The 19,902-nt window shown below is 30.9% G+C and carries 21 protein-coding genes and 2 tRNA genes; 13 read left to right on the top strand and 10 right to left on the bottom strand.

Going from position 1 to position 19,902, the window contains the following annotated elements:
• Positions 1 to 285: 285 nt before the first annotated feature.
• Both P9515_RS05890 and P9515_RS05885 read right to left on the bottom strand, forming a co-directional pair.
• Positions 286 to 1,881 carry an autotransporter outer membrane beta-barrel domain-containing protein gene (locus P9515_RS05890; protein WP_011820522.1) on the bottom strand — a complete coding sequence of 532 codons (1,596 nt, stop codon included), beginning with the start codon at positions 1,879 to 1,881 and terminating at the stop codon, positions 286 to 288.
• A 190-nt stretch (positions 1,882 to 2,071) separates the two neighbouring features.
• Positions 2,072 to 2,145 (bottom strand) — tRNA-Pro (locus P9515_RS05885).
• 559 nt (positions 2,146 to 2,704) lie between these two features.
• On the opposite strand from P9515_RS05885, the gene P9515_RS05880 reads away from it, so the two are divergent.
• The 4 genes from P9515_RS05880 (at position 2,705) to P9515_RS05870 (ending at position 6,660) form a co-directional block, all read left to right on the top strand.
• On the top strand, positions 2,705 to 3,220 hold the full coding sequence (locus P9515_RS05880) for an adenine phosphoribosyltransferase (protein ID WP_011820521.1): 516 nt from the start codon (positions 2,705 to 2,707) through the stop codon (positions 3,218 to 3,220).
• 550 nt (positions 3,221 to 3,770) lie between these two features.
• Positions 3,771 to 3,938 carry a hypothetical protein gene (locus P9515_RS09760; RefSeq protein WP_011820519.1) on the top strand — a complete coding sequence of 56 codons (168 nt, stop codon included), beginning with the start codon at positions 3,771 to 3,773 and terminating at the stop codon, positions 3,936 to 3,938.
• Between the two features lie 150 nt (positions 3,939 to 4,088).
• A complete protein-coding gene (locus P9515_RS05875; RefSeq protein WP_011820518.1) occupies positions 4,089 to 5,240 on the top strand; it encodes a porin in 1,152 nt (383 codons plus the stop codon).
• 172 nt (positions 5,241 to 5,412) lie between these two features.
• Positions 5,413 to 6,660 carry a porin gene (locus P9515_RS05870; RefSeq protein WP_011820517.1) on the top strand — a complete coding sequence of 416 codons (1,248 nt, stop codon included), beginning with the start codon at positions 5,413 to 5,415 and terminating at the stop codon, positions 6,658 to 6,660.
• A gap of 923 nt (positions 6,661 to 7,583) precedes the next feature.
• Here P9515_RS05870 and P9515_RS05865 read toward each other — a convergent pair.
• The 3 genes from P9515_RS05865 to P9515_RS05855 form a co-directional block, all read right to left on the bottom strand.
• The gene (locus P9515_RS05865) at positions 7,584 to 7,691 is read right to left on the bottom strand and encodes a high light inducible protein (protein WP_011132751.1); all 108 of its coding nucleotides are present in this window, start codon (positions 7,689 to 7,691) and stop codon (positions 7,584 to 7,586) included.
• A 147-nt stretch (positions 7,692 to 7,838) separates the two neighbouring features.
• On the bottom strand, positions 7,839 to 8,153 hold the full coding sequence (locus tag P9515_RS05860) for a DUF3303 domain-containing protein (RefSeq protein WP_011820516.1): 315 nt from the start codon (positions 8,151 to 8,153) through the stop codon (positions 7,839 to 7,841).
• Between the two features lie 86 nt (positions 8,154 to 8,239).
• Positions 8,240 to 8,311 (bottom strand) — tRNA-Lys (locus tag P9515_RS05855).
• A 178-nt stretch (positions 8,312 to 8,489) separates the two neighbouring features.
• Here P9515_RS05855 and P9515_RS05850 point away from each other — a divergent pair.
• Genes P9515_RS05850 through P9515_RS05835 form a run of 4 tightly spaced genes read left to right on the top strand, consistent with a single transcriptional unit; the run spans position 8,490 to position 12,127 of the window.
• Positions 8,490 to 8,609 (top strand): photosystem II protein Y, encoded by a 120-nt coding sequence (locus P9515_RS05850; protein WP_011820515.1) that lies wholly within the window; start codon positions 8,490 to 8,492, stop codon positions 8,607 to 8,609.
• 6 nt (positions 8,610 to 8,615) lie between these two features.
• Positions 8,616 to 10,019, top strand: coding sequence for a methylenetetrahydrofolate--tRNA-(uracil(54)-C(5))-methyltransferase (FADH(2)-oxidizing) TrmFO (gene trmFO, locus P9515_RS05845; RefSeq protein ID WP_011820514.1), 1,404 nt, complete (start codon positions 8,616 to 8,618; stop codon positions 10,017 to 10,019).
• A gap of 33 nt (positions 10,020 to 10,052) precedes the next feature.
• Positions 10,053 to 11,597 (top strand): carotenoid isomerase, encoded by a 1,545-nt coding sequence (gene crtH / locus P9515_RS05840; protein ID WP_011820513.1) that lies wholly within the window; start codon positions 10,053 to 10,055, stop codon positions 11,595 to 11,597.
• Between the two features lie 23 nt (positions 11,598 to 11,620).
• A complete protein-coding gene (locus P9515_RS05835; RefSeq protein WP_011820512.1) occupies positions 11,621 to 12,127 on the top strand; it encodes a hypothetical protein in 507 nt (168 codons plus the stop codon).
• On the opposite strand, the gene P9515_RS05830 is transcribed toward P9515_RS05835, so the two are convergent.
• Positions 12,124 to 12,861, bottom strand: coding sequence for a response regulator transcription factor (locus tag P9515_RS05830; RefSeq protein ID WP_011820511.1), 738 nt, complete (start codon positions 12,859 to 12,861; stop codon positions 12,124 to 12,126). The two genes, P9515_RS05835 and P9515_RS05830, sit on opposite strands and share 4 nt — an antisense overlap.
• Positions 12,862 to 12,948: 87 nt before the next feature.
• Between P9515_RS05830 and P9515_RS05825 the strand changes: the two genes are divergently transcribed.
• Positions 12,949 to 13,218: a DUF6761 family protein gene (locus P9515_RS05825; protein ID WP_011820510.1), complete on the top strand. Its 270-nt coding sequence runs from the start codon at positions 12,949 to 12,951 to the stop codon at positions 13,216 to 13,218.
• A 50-nt stretch (positions 13,219 to 13,268) separates the two neighbouring features.
• Here the strand turns inward: P9515_RS05825 and grxD are convergent, their stop codons facing one another.
• The 4 genes from grxD to P9515_RS05805 are packed head-to-tail and all read right to left on the bottom strand — an operon-like array spanning position 13,269 to position 15,017.
• Positions 13,269 to 13,592 (bottom strand): Grx4 family monothiol glutaredoxin, encoded by a 324-nt coding sequence (gene grxD, locus P9515_RS05820; protein ID WP_011820509.1) that lies wholly within the window; start codon positions 13,590 to 13,592, stop codon positions 13,269 to 13,271.
• A 3-nt stretch (positions 13,593 to 13,595) separates the two neighbouring features.
• Positions 13,596 to 13,826, bottom strand: coding sequence for a BolA family protein (locus tag P9515_RS05815; protein ID WP_011820508.1), 231 nt, complete (start codon positions 13,824 to 13,826; stop codon positions 13,596 to 13,598).
• An 8-nt stretch (positions 13,827 to 13,834) separates the two neighbouring features.
• Positions 13,835 to 14,353 (bottom strand): hypothetical protein, encoded by a 519-nt coding sequence (locus tag P9515_RS05810; protein WP_011820507.1) that lies wholly within the window; start codon positions 14,351 to 14,353, stop codon positions 13,835 to 13,837.
• Positions 14,354 to 14,405: 52 nt separating this feature from the next.
• A complete protein-coding gene (locus P9515_RS05805) occupies positions 14,406 to 15,017 on the bottom strand; it encodes a lysophospholipid acyltransferase family protein (protein ID WP_011820506.1) in 612 nt (203 codons plus the stop codon).
• Positions 15,018 to 15,174: 157 nt separating this feature from the next.
• Between P9515_RS05805 and P9515_RS05800 the strand changes: the two genes are divergently transcribed.
• Genes P9515_RS05800 through P9515_RS05785 form a run of 4 tightly spaced genes read left to right on the top strand, consistent with a single transcriptional unit; the run spans position 15,175 to position 19,893 of the window.
• Complete coding sequence (locus P9515_RS05800) at positions 15,175 to 15,891, top strand: pyridoxine 5'-phosphate synthase (RefSeq protein WP_011820505.1); 717 nt, start codon at positions 15,175 to 15,177, stop codon at positions 15,889 to 15,891.
• A gap of 11 nt (positions 15,892 to 15,902) precedes the next feature.
• Positions 15,903 to 16,220, top strand: coding sequence for an MgPME-cyclase complex family protein (locus P9515_RS05795; RefSeq protein ID WP_011820504.1), 318 nt, complete (start codon positions 15,903 to 15,905; stop codon positions 16,218 to 16,220).
• A gap of 17 nt (positions 16,221 to 16,237) precedes the next feature.
• Positions 16,238 to 19,420 carry an exodeoxyribonuclease V subunit gamma gene (locus P9515_RS05790; protein WP_011820503.1) on the top strand — a complete coding sequence of 1,061 codons (3,183 nt, stop codon included), beginning with the start codon at positions 16,238 to 16,240 and terminating at the stop codon, positions 19,418 to 19,420.
• Positions 19,420 to 19,893 (top strand): methyltransferase family protein, encoded by a 474-nt coding sequence (locus P9515_RS05785; protein ID WP_011820502.1) that lies wholly within the window; start codon positions 19,420 to 19,422, stop codon positions 19,891 to 19,893. The genes P9515_RS05790 and P9515_RS05785 overlap by 1 nt, the downstream gene beginning before the upstream one ends.
• The last annotated feature ends 9 nt before the right edge of the window (positions 19,894 to 19,902 follow it).

The following is a 19,902-nucleotide window of genomic DNA, read 5'->3' as shown; positions in this document are numbered from 1 at the left end:
AACTTTTTAGATCCCCCTACAGATCCCTTTTCTCATTTGAGATTGCAGACAATAAAAAAGAGAGCTTGGGAAAACTCTCTATATGACTTGGTTTTTAAGAGTCGGGGCGACAGGATTCGAACCTGCGACCTAGTGCTCCCAAAGCACTTAACAGCTCTAGTGCAGCACTAGGTTTTCAGGCTATGACTAATTTATTTCTTAGTTATGCGTATTTTGTCATTACAATTCAAGCAACATTTGTCCACTATTTGTCCACTATTTGTCCACTAAATTGATTATCTATTATTAATCGAAATAATAAGACAATCCTATTGCGGCGCTCCAATCAGAAAACTTTTGGTTTGATTCCCAAAGTTTTATTCCATATGAAACTTCAGCCTCAAGCTTGGACTCACTTTCTTTCGTTGAACCTAGTTTTATAGAACTCTCTATTAATATTCCTTGCTGGTTTTGTTCATCAGGTTTAATAGTTATTGTTTGGTTATTTTTGAGATTAGTAATTGTTGCTGGCTTATTATTTAAATCCCAATCAACAATCCATCCAGCTTTAATTGTTGGAGTTAATATGAATTTCTCATAAACTTTAGCCTTTTTTGATATGGCAATTGAGATTTCTGTGAGAAGAAAATTATCTTTGTATTCGCTGTACTGAAGATTAAATGGATCACCTCCTGACTCTTTCCATTCATGATCTACATTTTGATTCCAGGTGCCACTTATTTCAGGATTAATGAGAAATCCATTTACCTCTTTTTTCTTGCCAATGGTTAGATCAAAAACATAAGAAGTTATGCTCTTATTCCCGCTCGCAGATCCACCAGCAAAGTCACCTACCGGGATAAGTCCGCGATTGTGTTTCCCACTAAAGCTAGTATTACTAAAAAGAAAATGCGAATAATTTTTTTCTGATTCATTACCAATAACAATTCCAAAACCATTCCCTTTAGGTTTATATGTTCCTCCTCCTTGATCAAGAAAATCGACTTTAACAGAACCATTATTCCCAAATATAGAAATAAATTTATTTGAACCAACTTCATTAGTTAGACCAATAAGAAAACCATTGTGATCACTTTTCCAATTCCCATATTCTCCAAAATTATTAGTATTGAAATCAAAAGGTGAGTTATTTCCACTAAATATTGACGTCCATATTGAAACTTTTTCTTTTTTATTATTTTTTGATTTCTTTTTAACTGCAGTTACGAGGTCGTTTTGATAAGCCTGAATAGCTTTCCCTCCTGTTGCAAATAAACTTTTCGGTAAAAAGTTTAGTGCCATTTTATAGTTGTTTTCTCTAATATTTGATACTTCTAAGACTATATTTTTTGCCAACAACTCAATATCTTCATTTGGAATGCCAACATCAGGTATACCATTCTCAGTTGAGCAGTTACCTATATACTGTGCCCAATTTTGAACTCTATTATCATCAGTCCAAGTAAATTGACTAGAAGTAGAATTTTTCCATCTATGATGACGAACCATCGTTCTTGTGGGTTGGGTAACTTCATCTGAAAAATATGCAAATCTTATCCAATTGATGGAATTTTGTTCAAAATATTTATCAGACCATATCCTTGAAGCTTTATTATTTTCATTTTCTGTCCAACTATTCCCTCCTTTTTCACCTGTATACCAAGGAGCATCTAAGTGTCCACTATTTAAAGAAAGCTCCTCCCATTTTCCATTATTCCAACCTATTATTCCGCATGTTAGACCAACGGTGATGTTAGTTTCATTGTTTGCAGCTATCGTCTTTTGAAAACCATAACCAGAAAAAATAGAAATTAATAATATAGAAATTAAATTCTTAGATTGACCGCGCTTTATAAATGGGAAGAATTTTTTGCTCAATAAAATATCTTTTAGAATAACCATTCAGGTTCTTATATATAGATATTATTAGTATTTTTAAAATTTAGAATCATAAATTTTAGAATATAAGATTTTTTATGCATATATTTGGATAGTAATTTGTCCACTATCTGTCCACTTTAGGCGTGAACAAATATTTCCAATAAAAAAGCGAGTCTGGGTAACTCGCTAGTATAACTTGGTTTTGATTGAGTCGGGGCGACAGGATTCGAACCTGCGACCTAGTGCTCCCAAAGCACCCGCGCTACCAAGCTGCGCCACGCCCCGCTAATAAGATCTTAATTCATAACAGTCATCTATAAAAGAGCAAAGTGCTATTTTTTTTATAATAAATCACTTTTGTATTTAGAAAATGATTTTTATCGCTAACAATATTGGAGTTTAATCTCTATTGCTCTCTATATATAATTGGTTAGAAAAGTAAGAAAATCATTTCTTTCAAACATTCTCGATTGTGAAAAAGGATCCTCCGAACGAGCTGGGCCTACCAAGCTGCTTCACTACTTGCTTATAAAGTATTAGTCTTTAGCCGAGATATACAAAAGGATAAGTTAACAAATAATTGATAAAAAATAGATGCTTCTTCCTCTTGTCTTTTCAATGATTTCTGATTATTAATTTTGAATTAATAATGAGGTTTCTCATAAAGTCACTTTTTGCAAAACTTTCTCACCATTTATTTGTAATTTGATCTTTTCCCTTTAGTAGTTTTTGCTCGGGACTTAATTTCATCTACTTTTAAAAAGATTTAGTGTAAATAACTTAAACTAGTTAAAATTAAAATAAAATTAAATTTAATAGAACCTATTTAAATCGAAATTGAGAAATGGAGAATAAGCTTATAGAGTTGATTGAAACATATAATGATTTTCCTAGAAAAGGAATTGAATTCAAAGATGTTTTAGGAATTATTCAAGAACCAAAGATATTTAAAGAACTTATTTTAAAGATGTCATCTAGTCAAATCATTAGAAATGCTGAGGCAATAATTTCTATAGATGCTAGGGGTTTTATTTTTGGTTCTGCAATATCCCTGGAAGCCTCAAAACCAATGATCGTAGCAAGAAAGCCTGGTAAGCTCCCAGGAGAACTTTCAAAAAAAAAATACAGTTTAGAATATGGTGAGAATTCACTTTCAATACAAAAAAAATGCCTTCAGAAATATAACTCATATGCGATTGTTGATGATTTATTGGCTACTGGTGGAACGGTGAGTTGTGTTTCTAAATTACTTGAGAGTAATGGTAAAGAAGTTTTAGGATTATTAGTTGTCGTTGAATTGATGAAGTTGAAAGGAAGATTTAAATTGAAGTTTCCTGTTGAATCATCGATAACTTTTTGAAAATTGAATTTATTTTTTCACCATATGCTTTGAAAGCTATAGCAATTTCAAAATATAACTTTTCATAAATTTATGAATTATTGAGAATACCATGCCTAATTTGTAGAGGTATTCAATGTATTTTTAAATGTTTATTAGGAGAAATATTAATGGATTGGTTACGAAATTAATTTTTAATTCAGTGTATCCAAAGATTTTAATCCCTCTAAATAATGGAACTAGTGGATTAAATTAATCCCATGGATCCAGCCGTAAATCCTATTATTAAAAAGAAAGAAAATTCTGCTAATTCTCTTGGTAAAGAATTTACTAAAAGACTGATTTGAGTCATTTTACCTTGTGCTCCTCAGGTGAATAAATATTGTCCATAAAAACTAACTAATTTTTTATAAAGTTGAGGAGTAATCCTATATTTTTTTCGTTTTTCTAAAGAATTCAAATTTCTCACGATATTTGTTTTACATATAAAAAAATTGGTATTACTATCATTTTTTGTTTCAGGACATATTTTTATCAGAATGCTATATTTCTTATTGAAACTAATTAATTCATGGACTATAAAAAAAAATCACTTAAAAAGCTTAATTTACATGAAAGCTATGAAGAAATTGATACTAGATTAGCTACAGGTTGGTATGTGGACTCAGTTGGAAGCAAAAAAGAAAAAAAATATAAAACTAAAGAGATTTCTTATAAAATTTCAAAAAAAAATAACTGATTAGAGTCCCCAATTGAAATTATTCCCTTAATAAAAACAATACAGATCGGGAAGTGGCACTATATGCCAGAAATGTAACTGATTATACTTTTTTATGTAGCTTTTATGGTACCATTTGAATGTTCTTTAAAATTTCGTGTGAGGAAATTTATGAAACTTTTTAAAAGTTTGCTGGTAGCTCCTGCGGCATTAGGTTTATTAGCCCCAATGTCTGTTACAGCAAATGAAATTAATCTAACCGATGTTTCTGGTTATACTTCCACTAAGGAAGTTAAAGGTATTAGTGACTTTAACCCTGCTAATGAATTGGCTGTAACTAATAGCCGTGTAGATGGTTTAGAGGCTCGATTCAACAACTTTGAAGCTGGTTCTTTCTCTGAAACAACAACAGCCTCTTTCTCAGCTGATTTCGAAATAGGATCTGAGGATGGTTCAACAACATCTGAAGCTGTTCAAGCATATTATGGGTTCCAAATCGATTTAAACACTAGTTTTACTGGAGAAGATTCTTTTGATGTCTCTATCGATGCTGGTAACGCTGGTGGTAGTGAATTTGATCTCAACTCTACATCTGACGCCTTGAATATTGATGGTATTTCTTATACTTTCCCTCTTGGTGATAAAACAACTGTTGTTGTTGGTGACAATATCGATGGAAGTACCCTTTACAACACAGCTTGTGTTTATGGAGGACCTTCTAACAATCTAGATGATTGTGGTAACGGTAATTCAGCGATGACTGAAGGAGCTGGAACCGCAGCAGGAGCAAGCTATGACATCGGTAATGGATTTACAGTCGCTGTTGGTTACACCGGCGCTGGGAGTTCAACTTCCGGAATTGCAACTAAAGAAGGTTCAGATGTATTTGGCGGTCAGCTATCATATGCTGCTGATTCCTATGGTGCTTCTGTAACCTATGCGAAAACAGATGATTATTCTGGAGATGATGACAGAAACTTCTTGGGACTGAATGGCTACTGGACTCCATCTGACACAGGTGCTGTTCCATCAATAAGTGCTGGTTATGAAGTAGGAACAGGTGAAGGTCTTGCGGATACAACACAATGGTTTGTTGGACTTCAGTGGGATGAGATGGGACCAGGTACTCTTGGTACTGCTGTAGGAACTATCGGTTCATCTATTGGCGATGTATATGATCCTGAATTCTTGATGTACGAAGCTTTCTACTCCTATGAAATAAATGATGGAATGTCTATAACTCCATTGGTTTATATCAAGGAGACAGCTGCTGGTAGTGACGACAAGACTGGGATAATGGTTAAGACATCATTTAGTTTCTAAGTTTATTAATTTAATTTAGAAAATCTTACACACATTAAAAGACCTGCCTCCTGGCAGGTCTTTTTTTGTCCTTTATAATTTGATGTGACTATATATAAGTTTTCCCACAAACTCTTAACTAATTAGTGATCCTTTGTTAATATATTAAAGAATATTCTGTGTGAGGAATTTAATGAAGCTTTTTAAGCGTTTGCTGGTAGCACCAGCTGCTTTAGGTCTTTTAGCACCTCTAGCTGCTAATGCATCTGAAGTTAATTTTAATGATGTTTCAAACTACTCTGAAGAGTTCGAAATAAATTCAAGTACTTTTGATGATGTTTCATCAGCAAAAAAACTGATTGCGGGTGGTGAAGGATTAGTTGAGAACCATAGTCATGATGGTGGGTTCTCTGAGACAACAACACTTGACGGTAAAGTAATCTTCACTGTTGGTGCATTAAATGTTGAAGAAACAGGAGAAACTGAAGGTACTTTAGCTACATACATGTGGCAGGGTAACCTCAATACAAGTTTTACAGGTGATGATAATCTTTATGTTAGGTTGAAAACTGGTAATGCAACTGGTTGGCAAACTTCTTATACATATGGAACATATTTGTCTTCATCTAAAGGTAATGCCGACGCTATAAAAGTTGACAAAATTTGGTACACATTCCCTGTTGGTGAAAAACACACAGTTTGGATTGGTCCAAAAATTGAAAACTACTATATGCATGCGACTACTCCATCCATATACCAGCCTATAACTAAGCAATTTACACTAGGTGGTAACGGAGCAGCTTACGGTGCAAGTACTAACCCTGGATTTGGTTGGGCTTACAAAGCTGATAACGGTTTTGCAATCAGTTCAAACGTTGTAAGTAAAGAAGGCGATTCTACCAGTGGTTGGGGAACTAACGAATCTGCTACTAGTTGGGCTACTCAAATTGGATATACACAGCCAACCTACTCTGCTTCTGTAATTCTTAACATGAAGTATAACGGCTGGACTGACTCATATTACACAACTCCATTTGGTAAATTAAGACCAAACGGTGGTAATAGTTCAAACATCGGTTTGAGAGGCTGGTGGAGACCTGAAGATGCTGGTAAGGCGACCCCTTCAATCTCTCTAGGTTATGACACCTCAGAAACAGATGCTACTACCAACTCTAATACTACGGCTTATTTCGTAGGTTTAACATGGGAAGATACATTTACTCCTGATGATAAAATTGGAGTTGCTTTTGGTCAGCCTCAAACAAGAGAAGACGAAACAACTGTTGATCCTATAGCTTGGGAAGCTTATTATTCTTATCAAGTTAATGATTCTGTTAACGTTACTCCTGCAATATTCGGTGGATCCGATAGAGCTGGTAGTGCCGGTAGACAGGGTAGAGATCATTTAGGTGCTGTTGTTGAAACAACCTTTAAGTTCTAACTCAAAATTTAGAATGCCTTAAACGGTGTTTTATTTACTAAAACCGCTTTAATAAGCGGTTTTTTTTTTTTTAAGTTTATTTATATTTATCAATAATCATCTCTTTCCCCAATAGGGAGACGATTATATGATTTTTTTGCTTTATTTGTCCGAGTTATGTTAACGTTACTCCTGCAATATTCGGTGGATCCGATAGAGCTGGTAGTGACGACAAGACTGGGATAATGGTTAAGACATCATTTAGTTTCTAAGTTTATTAATTTAATTTAGAAAATCTTACACACATTAAAAGACCTGCCTCCTGGCAGGTCTTTTTATTAATTGATAACAAAAAAATTATAAATAATTAATCAGAGATAATATACAGATAAATAATAATAAACCAGAGAATTAAAGTTATAAGATCTTTTTTGTTTTATCTTATTTTTTTATGTAATTTATTCTTTTACTTATTTTTAGTTTATTGTTGGAGATATCAAAATTGGAGTTTGATTATAGTTGGATTTTAGGAACATTATTCCCAGATTAAAGGCCTTACATATATTAGAAATAAAAAGATCAAATAAATTTTAATTAAGCAAAAATTGAGATTTTGAATGTTCTTTATTTAAAATCCTATTGATCAAAAAACAAAAAAAAAGACTTTGGTGTATAGCCAAAATCTTTTTATAAAAGTTGTAAATAATAGCGTAAATTTAAATTTTATAGAAAAACTATAAATAACATCAAAATATCAAGAGGAAAATTTGAGAGGTATTGTTTAGTTTTAACTAGTGCTATTAATACTATTTTTTACCAATGATTTTAAACTTTTTATGATTAAAGGATAATCTTAAAATGGAAATAGAAATCAACAATGGTATTTAAATCAACATTTTGGGTGTTTTCAATCCACCTTTTCTGTGACTTTAGTAATTAGTTTTTTAGAACCATCCAGGGATGATTTGACCAGTAGTAACATATGCACCAACGGCTGCAACGAAACCTAACATTGCTGCCCAACCATTAAAACGTTCTGCTTCAGGAGTCATGATAATAAAGATAATTTATGTAAATGATTGTAACAGGATATGTAAATCTTTGTAAAGCATTTTTGCATAATTGGATTAAAAGCTGAACTTCTTAGGACTATTTATTAGTGACATAACAAAAATGATACATATTTGTTATGTCGATAACTATTCTTTTGACCAGAATACTTTTTCGTTTTGAGAAGAGAGTAATTCTTCGTTTGTTAAAGCCGGTTTAAAGTTGAAAGTAATATTAAAACTTTCTCTCCAGAATTTCAGAATCTTAAATAAAACAGAAGTATTTTGAGCCAGACAAATAATTACACCAGATTTATTTTGTGGTGTATGAGCAATAAATTTCAAGTCAAACCCTTCAATGGTTTCATTTAAAATTCCTTCATTTAGGTATTGACAAAATTCATTTGTAGCGAATAGTTGATCTTCATTATTTTCGAACGACCAATCAATAACAAACAATTGCATAAATTAAAGGATGTATTTTTGATTTAACTTAAAATTTATTTTTTAAGTTCTCCTGCATCATAAAGATAAACTCGACTTTTGAAATGTGGGTCGCCTGAGATTCGAACTCAGGACCAGCCGGTTAAAAGCCGGATGCTCTACCGCTGAGCTAGCGACCCAAATGTAAAATCGAGTACATATGAAATTATCCCTTTTAAAGGCCAAAAAAACAACTTAATATCCTAAGTTGAACAATTGAAATATATTTTTTTAATTAAAAACATCAAAACTTTAAATTTCTCTCTTTATTTAAGTTTGAAAGGTAGGATAAAAAGAATAAATAACTAAAATTTTAAAATGTTAAGAACTCTTGTCGTATTTGCTCCCATTATTGCTGCTCTTGCGTGGGTTATTTTTAATATACAAAAACCCGCAAGAGAACAATTTAATCGAGATTTTTTGGGAAAAAAGGATTAAATTTAATTGTTAAATAAAGAAGTTATCGTAATAGGAGCTGGTCTTGCTGGTTGTGAAGCCGCTTGGCAAATAGCTAATTCTGGAGTAGAAGTGAAACTTGTTGAAATGAGGCCCATTCATTCAACTCCAGCACATCATACGAGTGAATTTGGTGAATTAGTGTGCAGTAATAGTTTTGGAGCTTTAAGCACTGATAGAGCAGCAGGTTTATTACAGGAAGAATTAAGAACCTTTAATTCTTTGATAATAAATACGGCAGATGAATTTTCTGTGCCTGCTGGAGGAGCTTTAGCAGTAGATAGGTCTAAATTCAGTAAGTCATTAACGCAAACATTATCGAATCATCCTCTTGTGGAGATAAAGAGGTTTGAGCAACTAGATCTTCCAGATAAAAATAGAATCACTGTTATTGCAACAGGACCCCTGACTTCTAATGAATTAGCTAATAAATTAAAAAACTTTACTGGTTTAGATTCTTGCCATTTTTTTGATGCAGCTAGCCCCATTATTTATGGGGAGACAATTAATTACGATATTGCTTTTAGGGCGAGTAGATACGACAAAGGAGATCCTGCATATTTAAATTGTCCTATGAATAAAATAGATTATTTAAATTTCAGAAATGCTTTAATTGAAGCTGAACAGGCGACTTTAAAAGATTTTGAAAAAGAGTCTGCAAATTTTTTTGAAGCTTGTTTACCCATAGAAGAGATGGCTAGAAGAGGAGTTGACACAATGAGATATGGACCTCTGAAATCTATCGGTTTGTGGAATCCGAAATGGGGAGATTTATTTGACAGGGAAAATAGATTAAAAAAAAGGCCTCATGCAATTGTTCAATTAAGAAAAGAAGATCTTAAGGGGAAATTACTTAATATGGTGGGTTTTCAAACTAACCTTAAATGGTCAGAGCAAAAAAGAATATTTAGGATGATTCCTGGATTAGAAAAAGCTGAGTTTGTTCGTTTTGGAGTGATGCATAGAAATACATTTTTAGAATCTCCTAAATTACTTTTGCCAACACTTCAATTTCTTAAAAGAGAAAATCTTTTTGCAGCAGGTCAAATAACAGGAACAGAAGGCTACGCTGCAGCTGCTTCGGGTGGTTTGTTAGCAGGATTAAATGCCTCATTATTAGCTAATAATAAAAGTCCAGTAACTTTTCCTGACGAATCAATGATTGGAGCTTTAATGAACTTCATAAGTAATAAAAATGAAATAATGTCTCAGCAGAAAAAAAATAAATTTCAACCAATGCCTGCTTCCTTTGGTTTGGTACCAGAATTAAATAATAAAATAAAGGATAAAAAACTAAGATATAAAGCATATCAAAAAAGGTCTTTAGAAGTATTAAAAGAATTTAAAAAAGTATTAGATTCATCTTTTGAAAAAGATCACATACTTGTTTAGATAACTTAAAATGAATTATTAAAAAAATTAAAAATGCAATCTTATAAAGAAAGTTTTGATGCAATTATTATTGGCTCTGGAATAGGGGGATTGGTAACTGCCTCACAATTAGCGTCCAAAGGTGCGAAAGTTCTAGTGCTTGAAAAATATATTATTCCTGGAGGTAGCGGAGGATCATTTAAGAGAAAAGGCTATACCTTTGATGTAGGAGCATCTATGATTTTTGGTTTTGGGGAGACTGGATATACCAATTTGCTAACTCGCGCTTTAAAGGATGTAAATGAAAAATGTGAAACAATCCCTGATCCTGTCCAACTCGAATATCATCTTCCTGATGGATTCAGTATTTCTGTAGATAAAAGTTACGAGAAATTTATAAGTAAATTGTCTGAACGTTTTCCACATGAGAAGGAGGGAATTAAAAAATTTTATAAAACTTGTTCAAATGTTTTCAATTGTTTAGATTCAATGCCGCTTTTATCAATTGAAGACCCTAGTTATCTTTTTAAGGTTTTCTTTAAGGCGCCACTATCTTGTTTAGGTTTAGCGAGATGGCTACCAATAAATGCTGGCGATGTTGCAAGAAGGTTTATTAATGATCCTGAACTTTTGAAATTTATTGATATTGAATGTTTTTGTTGGTCAGTAATGCCTGCTATTAAAACTCCAATGATCAATGCAGGTATGGTTTTTACCGATAGACATGCCGGCGGTATTAATTATCCAAAAGGGGGAGTAGGCAAGATTGCAGAGAAATTAGTTTCAGGATTGGAAAAATTAGGCAGTAAAATTCGGTATAGAGCTAATGTTGTTGAAATACTTTTAAAAGATAAAAAAGCGATAGGAGTAAAACTATCAAATGGAGAAGAAATCTACTCAAATATTATCGTGTCTAACTCTACAAGATGGGACACTTTTGGACTTGATAATCAAAAAAAAGGACTAATTAAAAGTGATTCGGTTCCAAAAAATGAACATAAATGGTCAGAAACTTATAAACCTTCGCCATCTTTTGTTTCAATTCACCTTGGTGTTAATCAAGATTTAATAGATAAAGATTTTAATTGTCATCATATTATTGTTGAAAATTGGAATGAATTAGAAAATGAAAAAGGGGTGATTTTTATTTCTATTCCAACCTTACTAGATCCATCTTTAGCGCCAAAAGGTAAACATATTATCCATACCTTTACACCTTCATCAATCGATGAATGGGAGAACCTATCAAGAAAAGACTATATCAAGAAAAAGGAACTATATTATAATTTTATGATTGAAAAAATTTCTAAATTAATTCCTAACTTAGATCAAAATATTGATCATAAAGAAATTGGCACTCCAAGAACTCATAAGAAATTCCTTGGAAGATTCGAAGGTAGTTATGGACCAATTCCTAATAAAAAATTATTGGGACTACTCCCCATGCCATTCAATACTACAAAAATTAGAAACCTCTATTGCGTCGGCGATTCATGTTTCCCCGGACAAGGTCTGAATGCAGTAGCGTTTAGTGGTTATGCTTGCGCTCACAAAATAGGATCTAAATTAAATATAAATAGTTTTAATTTGCCAGACTAACCAGTTTCAATAATTTCAATAAGATGACAGAAAAATTTAAAACTCTTTTTTTTGTTAGAAGTTCTCTTATTACATTATATTTTGCTCTTACGATTCCTATTCCGTTTATTTCAAGTGAAAATTTAAAAATACCCTCAATAATAACTTTTACTTTTGGACTTTTTTTGATTTTTAATATAACAAATGATTATGTATACACATGTGATAAAAAAATTTCTTATCAAACAAGTTTTATTTCTAAAATTTTTGGAAAAGAAAATTGGGAAATTTTTTGGAAAGATATTAAATTAATCAAATCTTTGCCAACGAGCCAAGGGAGCAAGGTCCACTACTTCATTACTAATAAAAATGAAAGTTTTCTTGTCCCACAGAGGATTGAAAATCTAGAAAGGTTTGTATCTATAGTTGAAAACAAAACAAAATTAAATATAGAAAAAATATCGTTTATTTCGCCTTTGTGGACATATAAATTATTAACTTACATGTCTGTTTTGATGATTGCTGGAGAAATAATAGCTTTTGTAATTTAAATATTATCAATACTAAATCTATATCCTTGTTGTCGAACCGTAGTAATACCTCCTCCCTCTCCTAATCCTGCCTGCTCTAATTTTCTACGCAATGTCAAAACTTGAGTGTCAACTGATCTTGGTCCACCGCTAAATGGAGGCCAAGCCAACCTTAGAAGCTCTTGGCGGCTCCTAATCATCCCTGGGGGCATAAGAAGAGCACAAAGCAAGGCAAACTCTCTAGGGCTTAATTCTACAGGCTTTTCACTTAGGGTAACTTGTCTTAGTAATAGATGCACCTCTAAAGGACCTACTGCAACTTTCTCCTGTAAGCCTATCCGACCCCTTTTTAGAAGTGTTCTACATCTTGCTGCTAATTCCTCTAATCCAAAAGGTTTTCTCAAAACGTCATCAGCACCCTCATCTAATAAGCTGACTAATGCTTCAACTCCCGATCTCGCCGTGAGAACAATTACTGAACAACCTAATTGTTTAGCTAATCTCATGGCAGTATTTTGCTCTAATATTTCAGCGCTTACTAACAAGTCTGGAGACTGCTCTCTGCATAAGTCTACAGCTTCTTTCGCTGATCCGACTGCGGCGGCTAAATGGCCATCTTGACGGAGTCTTTGCACTAAGACAGTTCTTAGTGTGGGGTGAGGTTCAACAACAAGAACTCTCGAAGGGGTTTGAGAGGTCGAGGGCAATTGGGAGTTACCAGGAGCTGAAGCTAAGATTTGCTCAGTTGATTGCATTCTTAATTACTGTTTGGCTGGGCAATTTTTTGTTTATCCTTAATAAGGTATAACAAATGCTAATTAAAAATCAGAATCTATCGAATTATGACATCATTTGAAAATCCAATATCAATTCGCCATTTTCAATCAATCTGCGATAGTTGCCAAGACCTTGTAACTAGATTTCATACTCCCTCAGACTTAAAATTATTTAGCGATGGTTATCTTCAAGCATTAAGGAATTGCAATACTTTAGAGCCGAAAGATCAGGAAAAGTTAGAAAGATTAATTGAAAGATGGATACTAGATCCATCGAGTTTTATAAATCCAGATGGTGAGGAAAACAAGGGGTTTTTTGATAAAAAAAAGTTTTAAAATATTAATTTTTATTAACTTAATTACGGTATTTATACTTAGTAAATATTTTAAGATGCTAATTCGATTTCAATCTTTTCTTTTAAAGTTCCTGAATTGTACATTTCAATAAGAATATCTGAACCTCCTAAGAATTCTCCTTTTAGATACACTTGAGGAATTGTCGGCCATTCAGAATACTCTTTTATGCCCTCTCTTATCTCAAAATCACTCAAGACATCAAAAGTATCGAATTCTACTCCCAGTGAATTAAGAATTTGAACTACATTATTTGAAAATCCACATTGAGGCATTAATTTAGTTCCTTTCATGAAGACCATAACAGGACTAGAGTCGATAAGTTTTTGGATTTTATTTTTAGTAAGGTTTTCCATAATTTAATTGGGGATTTCCGTTTTTAGTGCTAAAGCATGAATAGCTTCTGAAGCTAATTCTTCTTTTAGGGCAGAATAAACTAATTGGTGTTGTTTAACTAATGATAATCCATTAAATTCAGCTGAAATTACTGTTACTTGCAAATGATCATTTCCTTTTAGATTTTCAACAAAAACTTCAGAATCGGAAATTTTCTGTTTTATCAGGTTAATTACTTCGTATCTAGTGGTCATTACGTTTCCTAGGATCCTCTATAGGGTGTTTCAACAAAACCAAGCTGGATTAAATCTTTATAAGCCTCTTTCCCTGTTGAGCTTTTTGGAGACATTAATCTGATGATCTCTACAAGTAAAGGAACGGCAACTTCTGGCTGATTCCTTCTCTTGTAAAGTGCTACTAATCTTGCATTAGACTCTGCCCAAATCCTTATCGATTCCCTACCCTTTTCACCTGTTTCATCGGGGATTCGAGAATCTAGTCCTCTAAAGGCGCCATTTAAATCTCTATAAAAGCCTGCGAGTTGTTTCGCTAAATTTCGTGCCTTATCATATGAGCTTTTAGCTTCATCAAAATTACCTTTTTCGATAAAAGTATCTCCTTCGGTTATGTAAGCTTGAACGTTTTTAATTGAAAGCTTTTTATTATTATTTGAGAGTACTTTATAAGAATTTGGATCTTGACCCTCCGCATAAATTAAGTTTGAAGAGGGAAATATTCCTAAAAATATAAAGATTATTGGAATTAATTTTAAGAATTTCATATTCTTTTGATTTATTCAATTTAATACTAATTAATACTAACTGATTATAGATTCATCGACCGACATTTTTTAATGCTTCGTTTTCAGCGGTTTTCATTTTTTCATGTAATTTTTCATTAAATTCACTAATTGATAAATCCATTTGATCATTAACAATCAAGGGCTCTCCAAAACATAGAGAAACTTTACTTCTAAGCTTTGGATTTACCTCACTGTAAGCAATCCCTATAGGAATTATGGTTATATTAGTTATTTTTTTTGTCGCTAATTTGGCTAGTCTAAATAGCCCTCCCTTGAGAGCTATTTTTTTTCCGTATTTATTAATTCTTCCTTCAGGAAAAACAACAAGTTGTCTTTTTTTGACAATGAGGTTTACTGCATATCTTAAAACTGAAAAAGAGGGGGAAATTTGATTTATTGAAAAACAACCAAGTCTCTTTAAAAACCAGCCCTGTATTCCTGTCATTTCAGAATTCGTAACCATAAATCTACAGTCTTTTTTTGTAACTCTCCTACCCATGGCCATAGTAAGAATTAATCCATCCCACCTTGATCTATGGGTTGGAGCAAGAATAACTGATCTATTATGAGGTATTAAAATTCTGTTTTTAATAATTTTTTCTTTAAAAAATATTTTTACAATAATATCCTGGGTTATAAACATTGCGATCAAACCTAAAAAAGGGTTAATCTCATCACAGAAATCAATATTAATTTTCTTCAATTTCAATTTATAGTATATTAATAAATTATACGATTGTAATTTTTTATTAGCTATTATTAGTCGGTTAGTTGATTGTCTAAACTAAATTTATAAATTTATGGCAACATTAGGAGTAAATATAGATCATATCGCGAATGTTCGTCAGGCTAGAAGGACTGTTGAGCCAGATCCAGTTCAATTCGCTTTCTTGGCAGAATTAGGAGGAGCAGATTCAATAACTGTCCATTTAAGAGAAGATAGAAGGCACATACAAGATCGAGATATATTCCTTTTAAAAGAGACTATTAAAACTAAACTAAATTTAGAAATGGCTGCTACTGAAGAGATGTTGAAAATTTCTAAAAAATTACTTCCAGATTTCGTTACACTTGTACCAGAAAAAAGAGAGGAAGTTACAACTGAGGGAGGATTAAATGTAAAAAATAATCAGAGATATCTTAAAGATTACGTTACCAGTTTAAAAAGTTCAAATATTGAAGTAAGTGCTTTTATCGATCCATTAAGTGAGCAGATTAATTCTTCAGCAGAAATAGGATTCGACTTTATAGAATTACACACTGGTAAATACTCTGAATTAAAAGGGCAAGAAAGATATGTGGAACTCCAAAAAATTATCGAATCTACCCATTATGCATTTGATCTTGGCTTAGTTGTTAATGCAGGGCATGGACTTAATTACCAAAATGCAGAAAAGATTGCGTCAATTAACAATATCAATGAGTTAAACATCGGGCATAGTATTGTTGCTAGGGCTCTAGCCGTTGGCCTAGAGAGGGCTGTTAGCGAAATGAAGGCCCTTATTTCAACAAATTAATTTTTTAAAAAATGACAACTTATTTTTTCGTTGCAGCAAGTGAGAAATTTTTGACAGTTGAAGAACCCCTTCACGAAATTTTAAAAGAGAGAGCGCGTAACTACAAAGAAAACAAAAAGGAAATAGATTTTTGGCTTTTAAAAAATCCTTCATTTTTAAAATCTTCAAAATTTGTAGATCTTTTTGAAAAAATCCCAAATACTCCAGCAGCCGTAATTTCTACAGATAAGAAATTTATTACTTTCTTAAAGCTTCGCTTAGAATTCGTCGCGGTAGGAGAATTTGAATGTCCCAATAATGAAATTACTGATCCACTAAAAGTTGAGTAAGAATTAATAATAGAAAATTGCTTAATATTTATAATTCAAATAAAATTGAAGTTATTAGTCAGCTTTTAGCTAAAGAATTAATAATTAGTCCTCCTTTAATAACAGAAAAACTTGATATAGCTGTTCCTAATTATTTTTTAGGAAAGTGGTTGTGGAATGAAATAACTGTAAGTAATCAAATAAGTGCTCTTTATGAATTAAAGACGATATCAAATTATACTGAAACTTTATTAACAAATTTATTCCCTGAGATTGATATGGGGGTATGGAATTTTGAGTCCATAAAGTGGGGAATTATAGATTCATTTGAAGAATTAGATAGCTATAAAGAATCATTACCAATACGTAATTGGATTAATAAATTTTTGAACAATAAAAAGATAATTGATGGAGATATCTATAATTTGACAAAAAAGATTGCAAATAATTTTATTGATTATCTTATTTTTAGACCTGAAATGATATCTAATTGGCATAAATATGATTTGAATTCCCAAAATCTTTTTAATAATTTAAATTCAAATGAGTATTGGCAACCAATTTTATTTAAGTTACTTCAGAAGAAAATGCCGGAAAAACCGTCATGTTTATACATGATTGAGGTAATCAAAAATATAAAAAAATTACAAAATTATAAAAATAAAATACCTAAATGTATTTATATTATCTCTGATAATAATTTATCTAGATTACATGTTGATTTTTATTCAAAGTTAGCTGAATTTACTAAAGTAAATTTATATTTACTATCTGTAGGAGATAATTTATGGAACAGAATAAATTCTATTGAAGGAGAAGTTGATTTTGGTGGGATTGAAAATAAATTATATTTAAATAATGCAAGTATTGAAGGTATATTTGGTAAATTTGGAGCTAATTACCAGAAATTAATTGAAGAAACCTCTAATATTGAAGATATAAATTTGAACACCAAATCAATATATATTGATCCAACTATTAATTCTTCTAGAAAGAAAGACGTTCCTTTAATTAATCAAATACAGAAAAGATTAATTGATAATAAAAAATATGATTTTATAATAAATGAAAGAGATGATTCTATTATATTTAGAGGTCATTTTAATCAATTAAGTCAATTAGAATTTGTTAGGAATAAAATCATTGAGATACTAGAAACTTGTGAAGAAATAAAATATAGTGATATCGCAATAGTATCTCCTCAAACTGGTTTAATAAAGCCTTTCCTCAAGTATATCTTTAATAACGAATTAATAAATGGTCAAAAGCTACCTTATTTTTTTATTGAGGGAGATTATGAAGATTCTTCAAATATATATAATTTCTTATTAAATATTACTCAATTAGCAGGCGAAAAAATTACACTTGAAAAAATAGAATATTTTCTTTCTCAGGACTTTACTCAGAATATTTTTAATTTTGATATGAAAGAGAAGGAGGAGATTATTCTTCTTTTAAATCAAGTTGGGTTTCATTGGGGCTTAGATAGTAATGAAAGGTTAGGTGAAGAAAAAAATTCTCTTGAGTGGTGTATAAATAGAATTATATTAGGCCTTATTTATGATAAAGAATTTAATTTTATAAACAATAATCTTAAATCATTTAGTCCTAAGAATATAAGTTTAGATTTGAATAAATGGGTTAAGATATTAATTAAATTGAAAGAATATATTAACTTACTAAGAGGATCATTTAGTTACTCAGTTTGGGTTAAAAAGATTAAGTACATATTAAATGATGTTAATGATTTTCATCAAAATTTTTATTTAGAAATATGTGATTTATATAGAGTAATGAATAATTACTCTATTTCTTATCAATCAGATCAAATAATTGTTTTGAATGTTTTTAGAGAAATATTAATTTCATGTATAAATAATTCTAAGTATAAAAATGAATCTTATATAAATAAGATATTAGTTAGCGATATTGAGAAGATTAGACTAATACCTCGTAATACTATTTTCTTAATTAATATGAATAATGTTTATTATCCAAGATTAACAATAAAAGAAAATATAAACATTTTAAATAAAAAATACTCTCTTGGAGATCCATCAGTTTTTGATAGAGAAAAATATTTTTTCCTTGAATTACTAATTTCATGCAGGAAACAACTTATAGTTTCTTGGGTCAATAATGATAAAGATAATAAAAAATTAGATATTTCTTATCCAATAAAAGAGCTCATAAACTATTTTGAGAGTTTTTTAACTATTAAACAAAGAAAGTCTATTATCAAATATTTTGATTATGATAAACAGCAATTTAGTAAAACTGAAGAGAATACCTTCACAAGTCATTATACGTTAATTGACAAAATTGATTGGGAAGAAAAAAAATTTGATTGTAAGAATTTTAAATTATCCGAATTGATTTATTGGTTCAAGACTCCTCAGCTTTATTGGCTCAACAAAAACAATATTTCTCCTAAAGGAATATTTATTCATCATCCAGATGACGAGTATGTTACTAATTTCCAGAAGTCTCAATTAGTTAACAATTTAATTCAGAAAATAGAAATTGATAACCATAATTGTATTGATGAATTAAAAAATTTGAACATAAGAGAACAATTTATTGAAAATGGTATAATTGCCCCAAAAAAAAGTATTTTTTCAAAAGAAAAAGAGATAAAAGATTTGGTTTTGAGTCTTGCTACAAATTTGAGTCAAAACAATAATATTGATAGAACTTATATTAAATCAAATTCAAATAAACTAGAATATTTTATTGCAGGTGAAGTAGTTATTGAATTGATTCATTCAAAACTTACTTTGAAACGTTTGTCAGAGGCTTGGATTAAATTGCTCTTTATTTCGTCTTTAGATAAGAAAATAGCAAAGACAAAAGTAATTTTTAGAAAAGAAAATCTATATAAATCAGAAATTCTTCAATCACCCGACCCATATTATGCAAGGAAAATATTAGAAGAATATATAAATATTTTTAAGAATTTTTCTGAAAAATGCCTTCCTCTTCCTCCAGAAAGCACATATAAATATGTTGAGGCAAAAATGCAATCAAAAAATGAGAAAAAAGCTTTTTCAGATAGATGGATAGGAAATAAAAGTTTTACCAAAGGAGAAAGAGACAATACTGAAATACAATTGTGTTTTGGAAATAAAAAAGAACCTAATTTCTTTTTTGAAAATGATAAATTTGATGATTTATCATTGCGATTATATGCCCCTTTATTTGAAGCATTAAGAAATAAATAATGTCTAAATTAAATTTAAAAGTTTATCTTAAAACTTCTAATGAAATAATCCTTGTTATTTTACAGTTTTTTATTATCATTCTTCATTTTATAGAATATGAATCTTTTCCTAAGATAAAACTAATTCAAGATAATTCTAAATTTAGTTTTGTTGGCTACATAATTGTACTAATCGCATCGATTGTTCTTTTAATAGCAATTAAAGACTTAGGTAGAAATTTATCTCCTTTCCCAACACCTATAGCTAACGGTAACTTAATTACTACAGGTATTTATCGATTAATTCGTCATCCTATGTATTATTCAATAATACTTATTTCTTTTGGCTTTTTTTTAATTAAGTTATCTTTTTATTATTTATGTTTAACACTTAGTCTTATCTTGATTATTAAATTTAAGATTAGCTTAGAAGATCAATATTTAAAAAATAAATTTAAAGATTACATTCTTTACAAAGATAAAGTTAAATATTAATTAAACAAG

Origin of the sequence: Prochlorococcus marinus str. MIT 9515 (genome assembly GCF_000015665.1) — a bacterium.
GTDB lineage: Bacteria > Cyanobacteriota > Cyanobacteriia > PCC-6307 > Cyanobiaceae > Prochlorococcus_A > Prochlorococcus_A marinus_P.
Note: the sequence above shows the minus strand (reverse complement) of the source record. Positions and strands in the feature narration are given on the sequence as shown.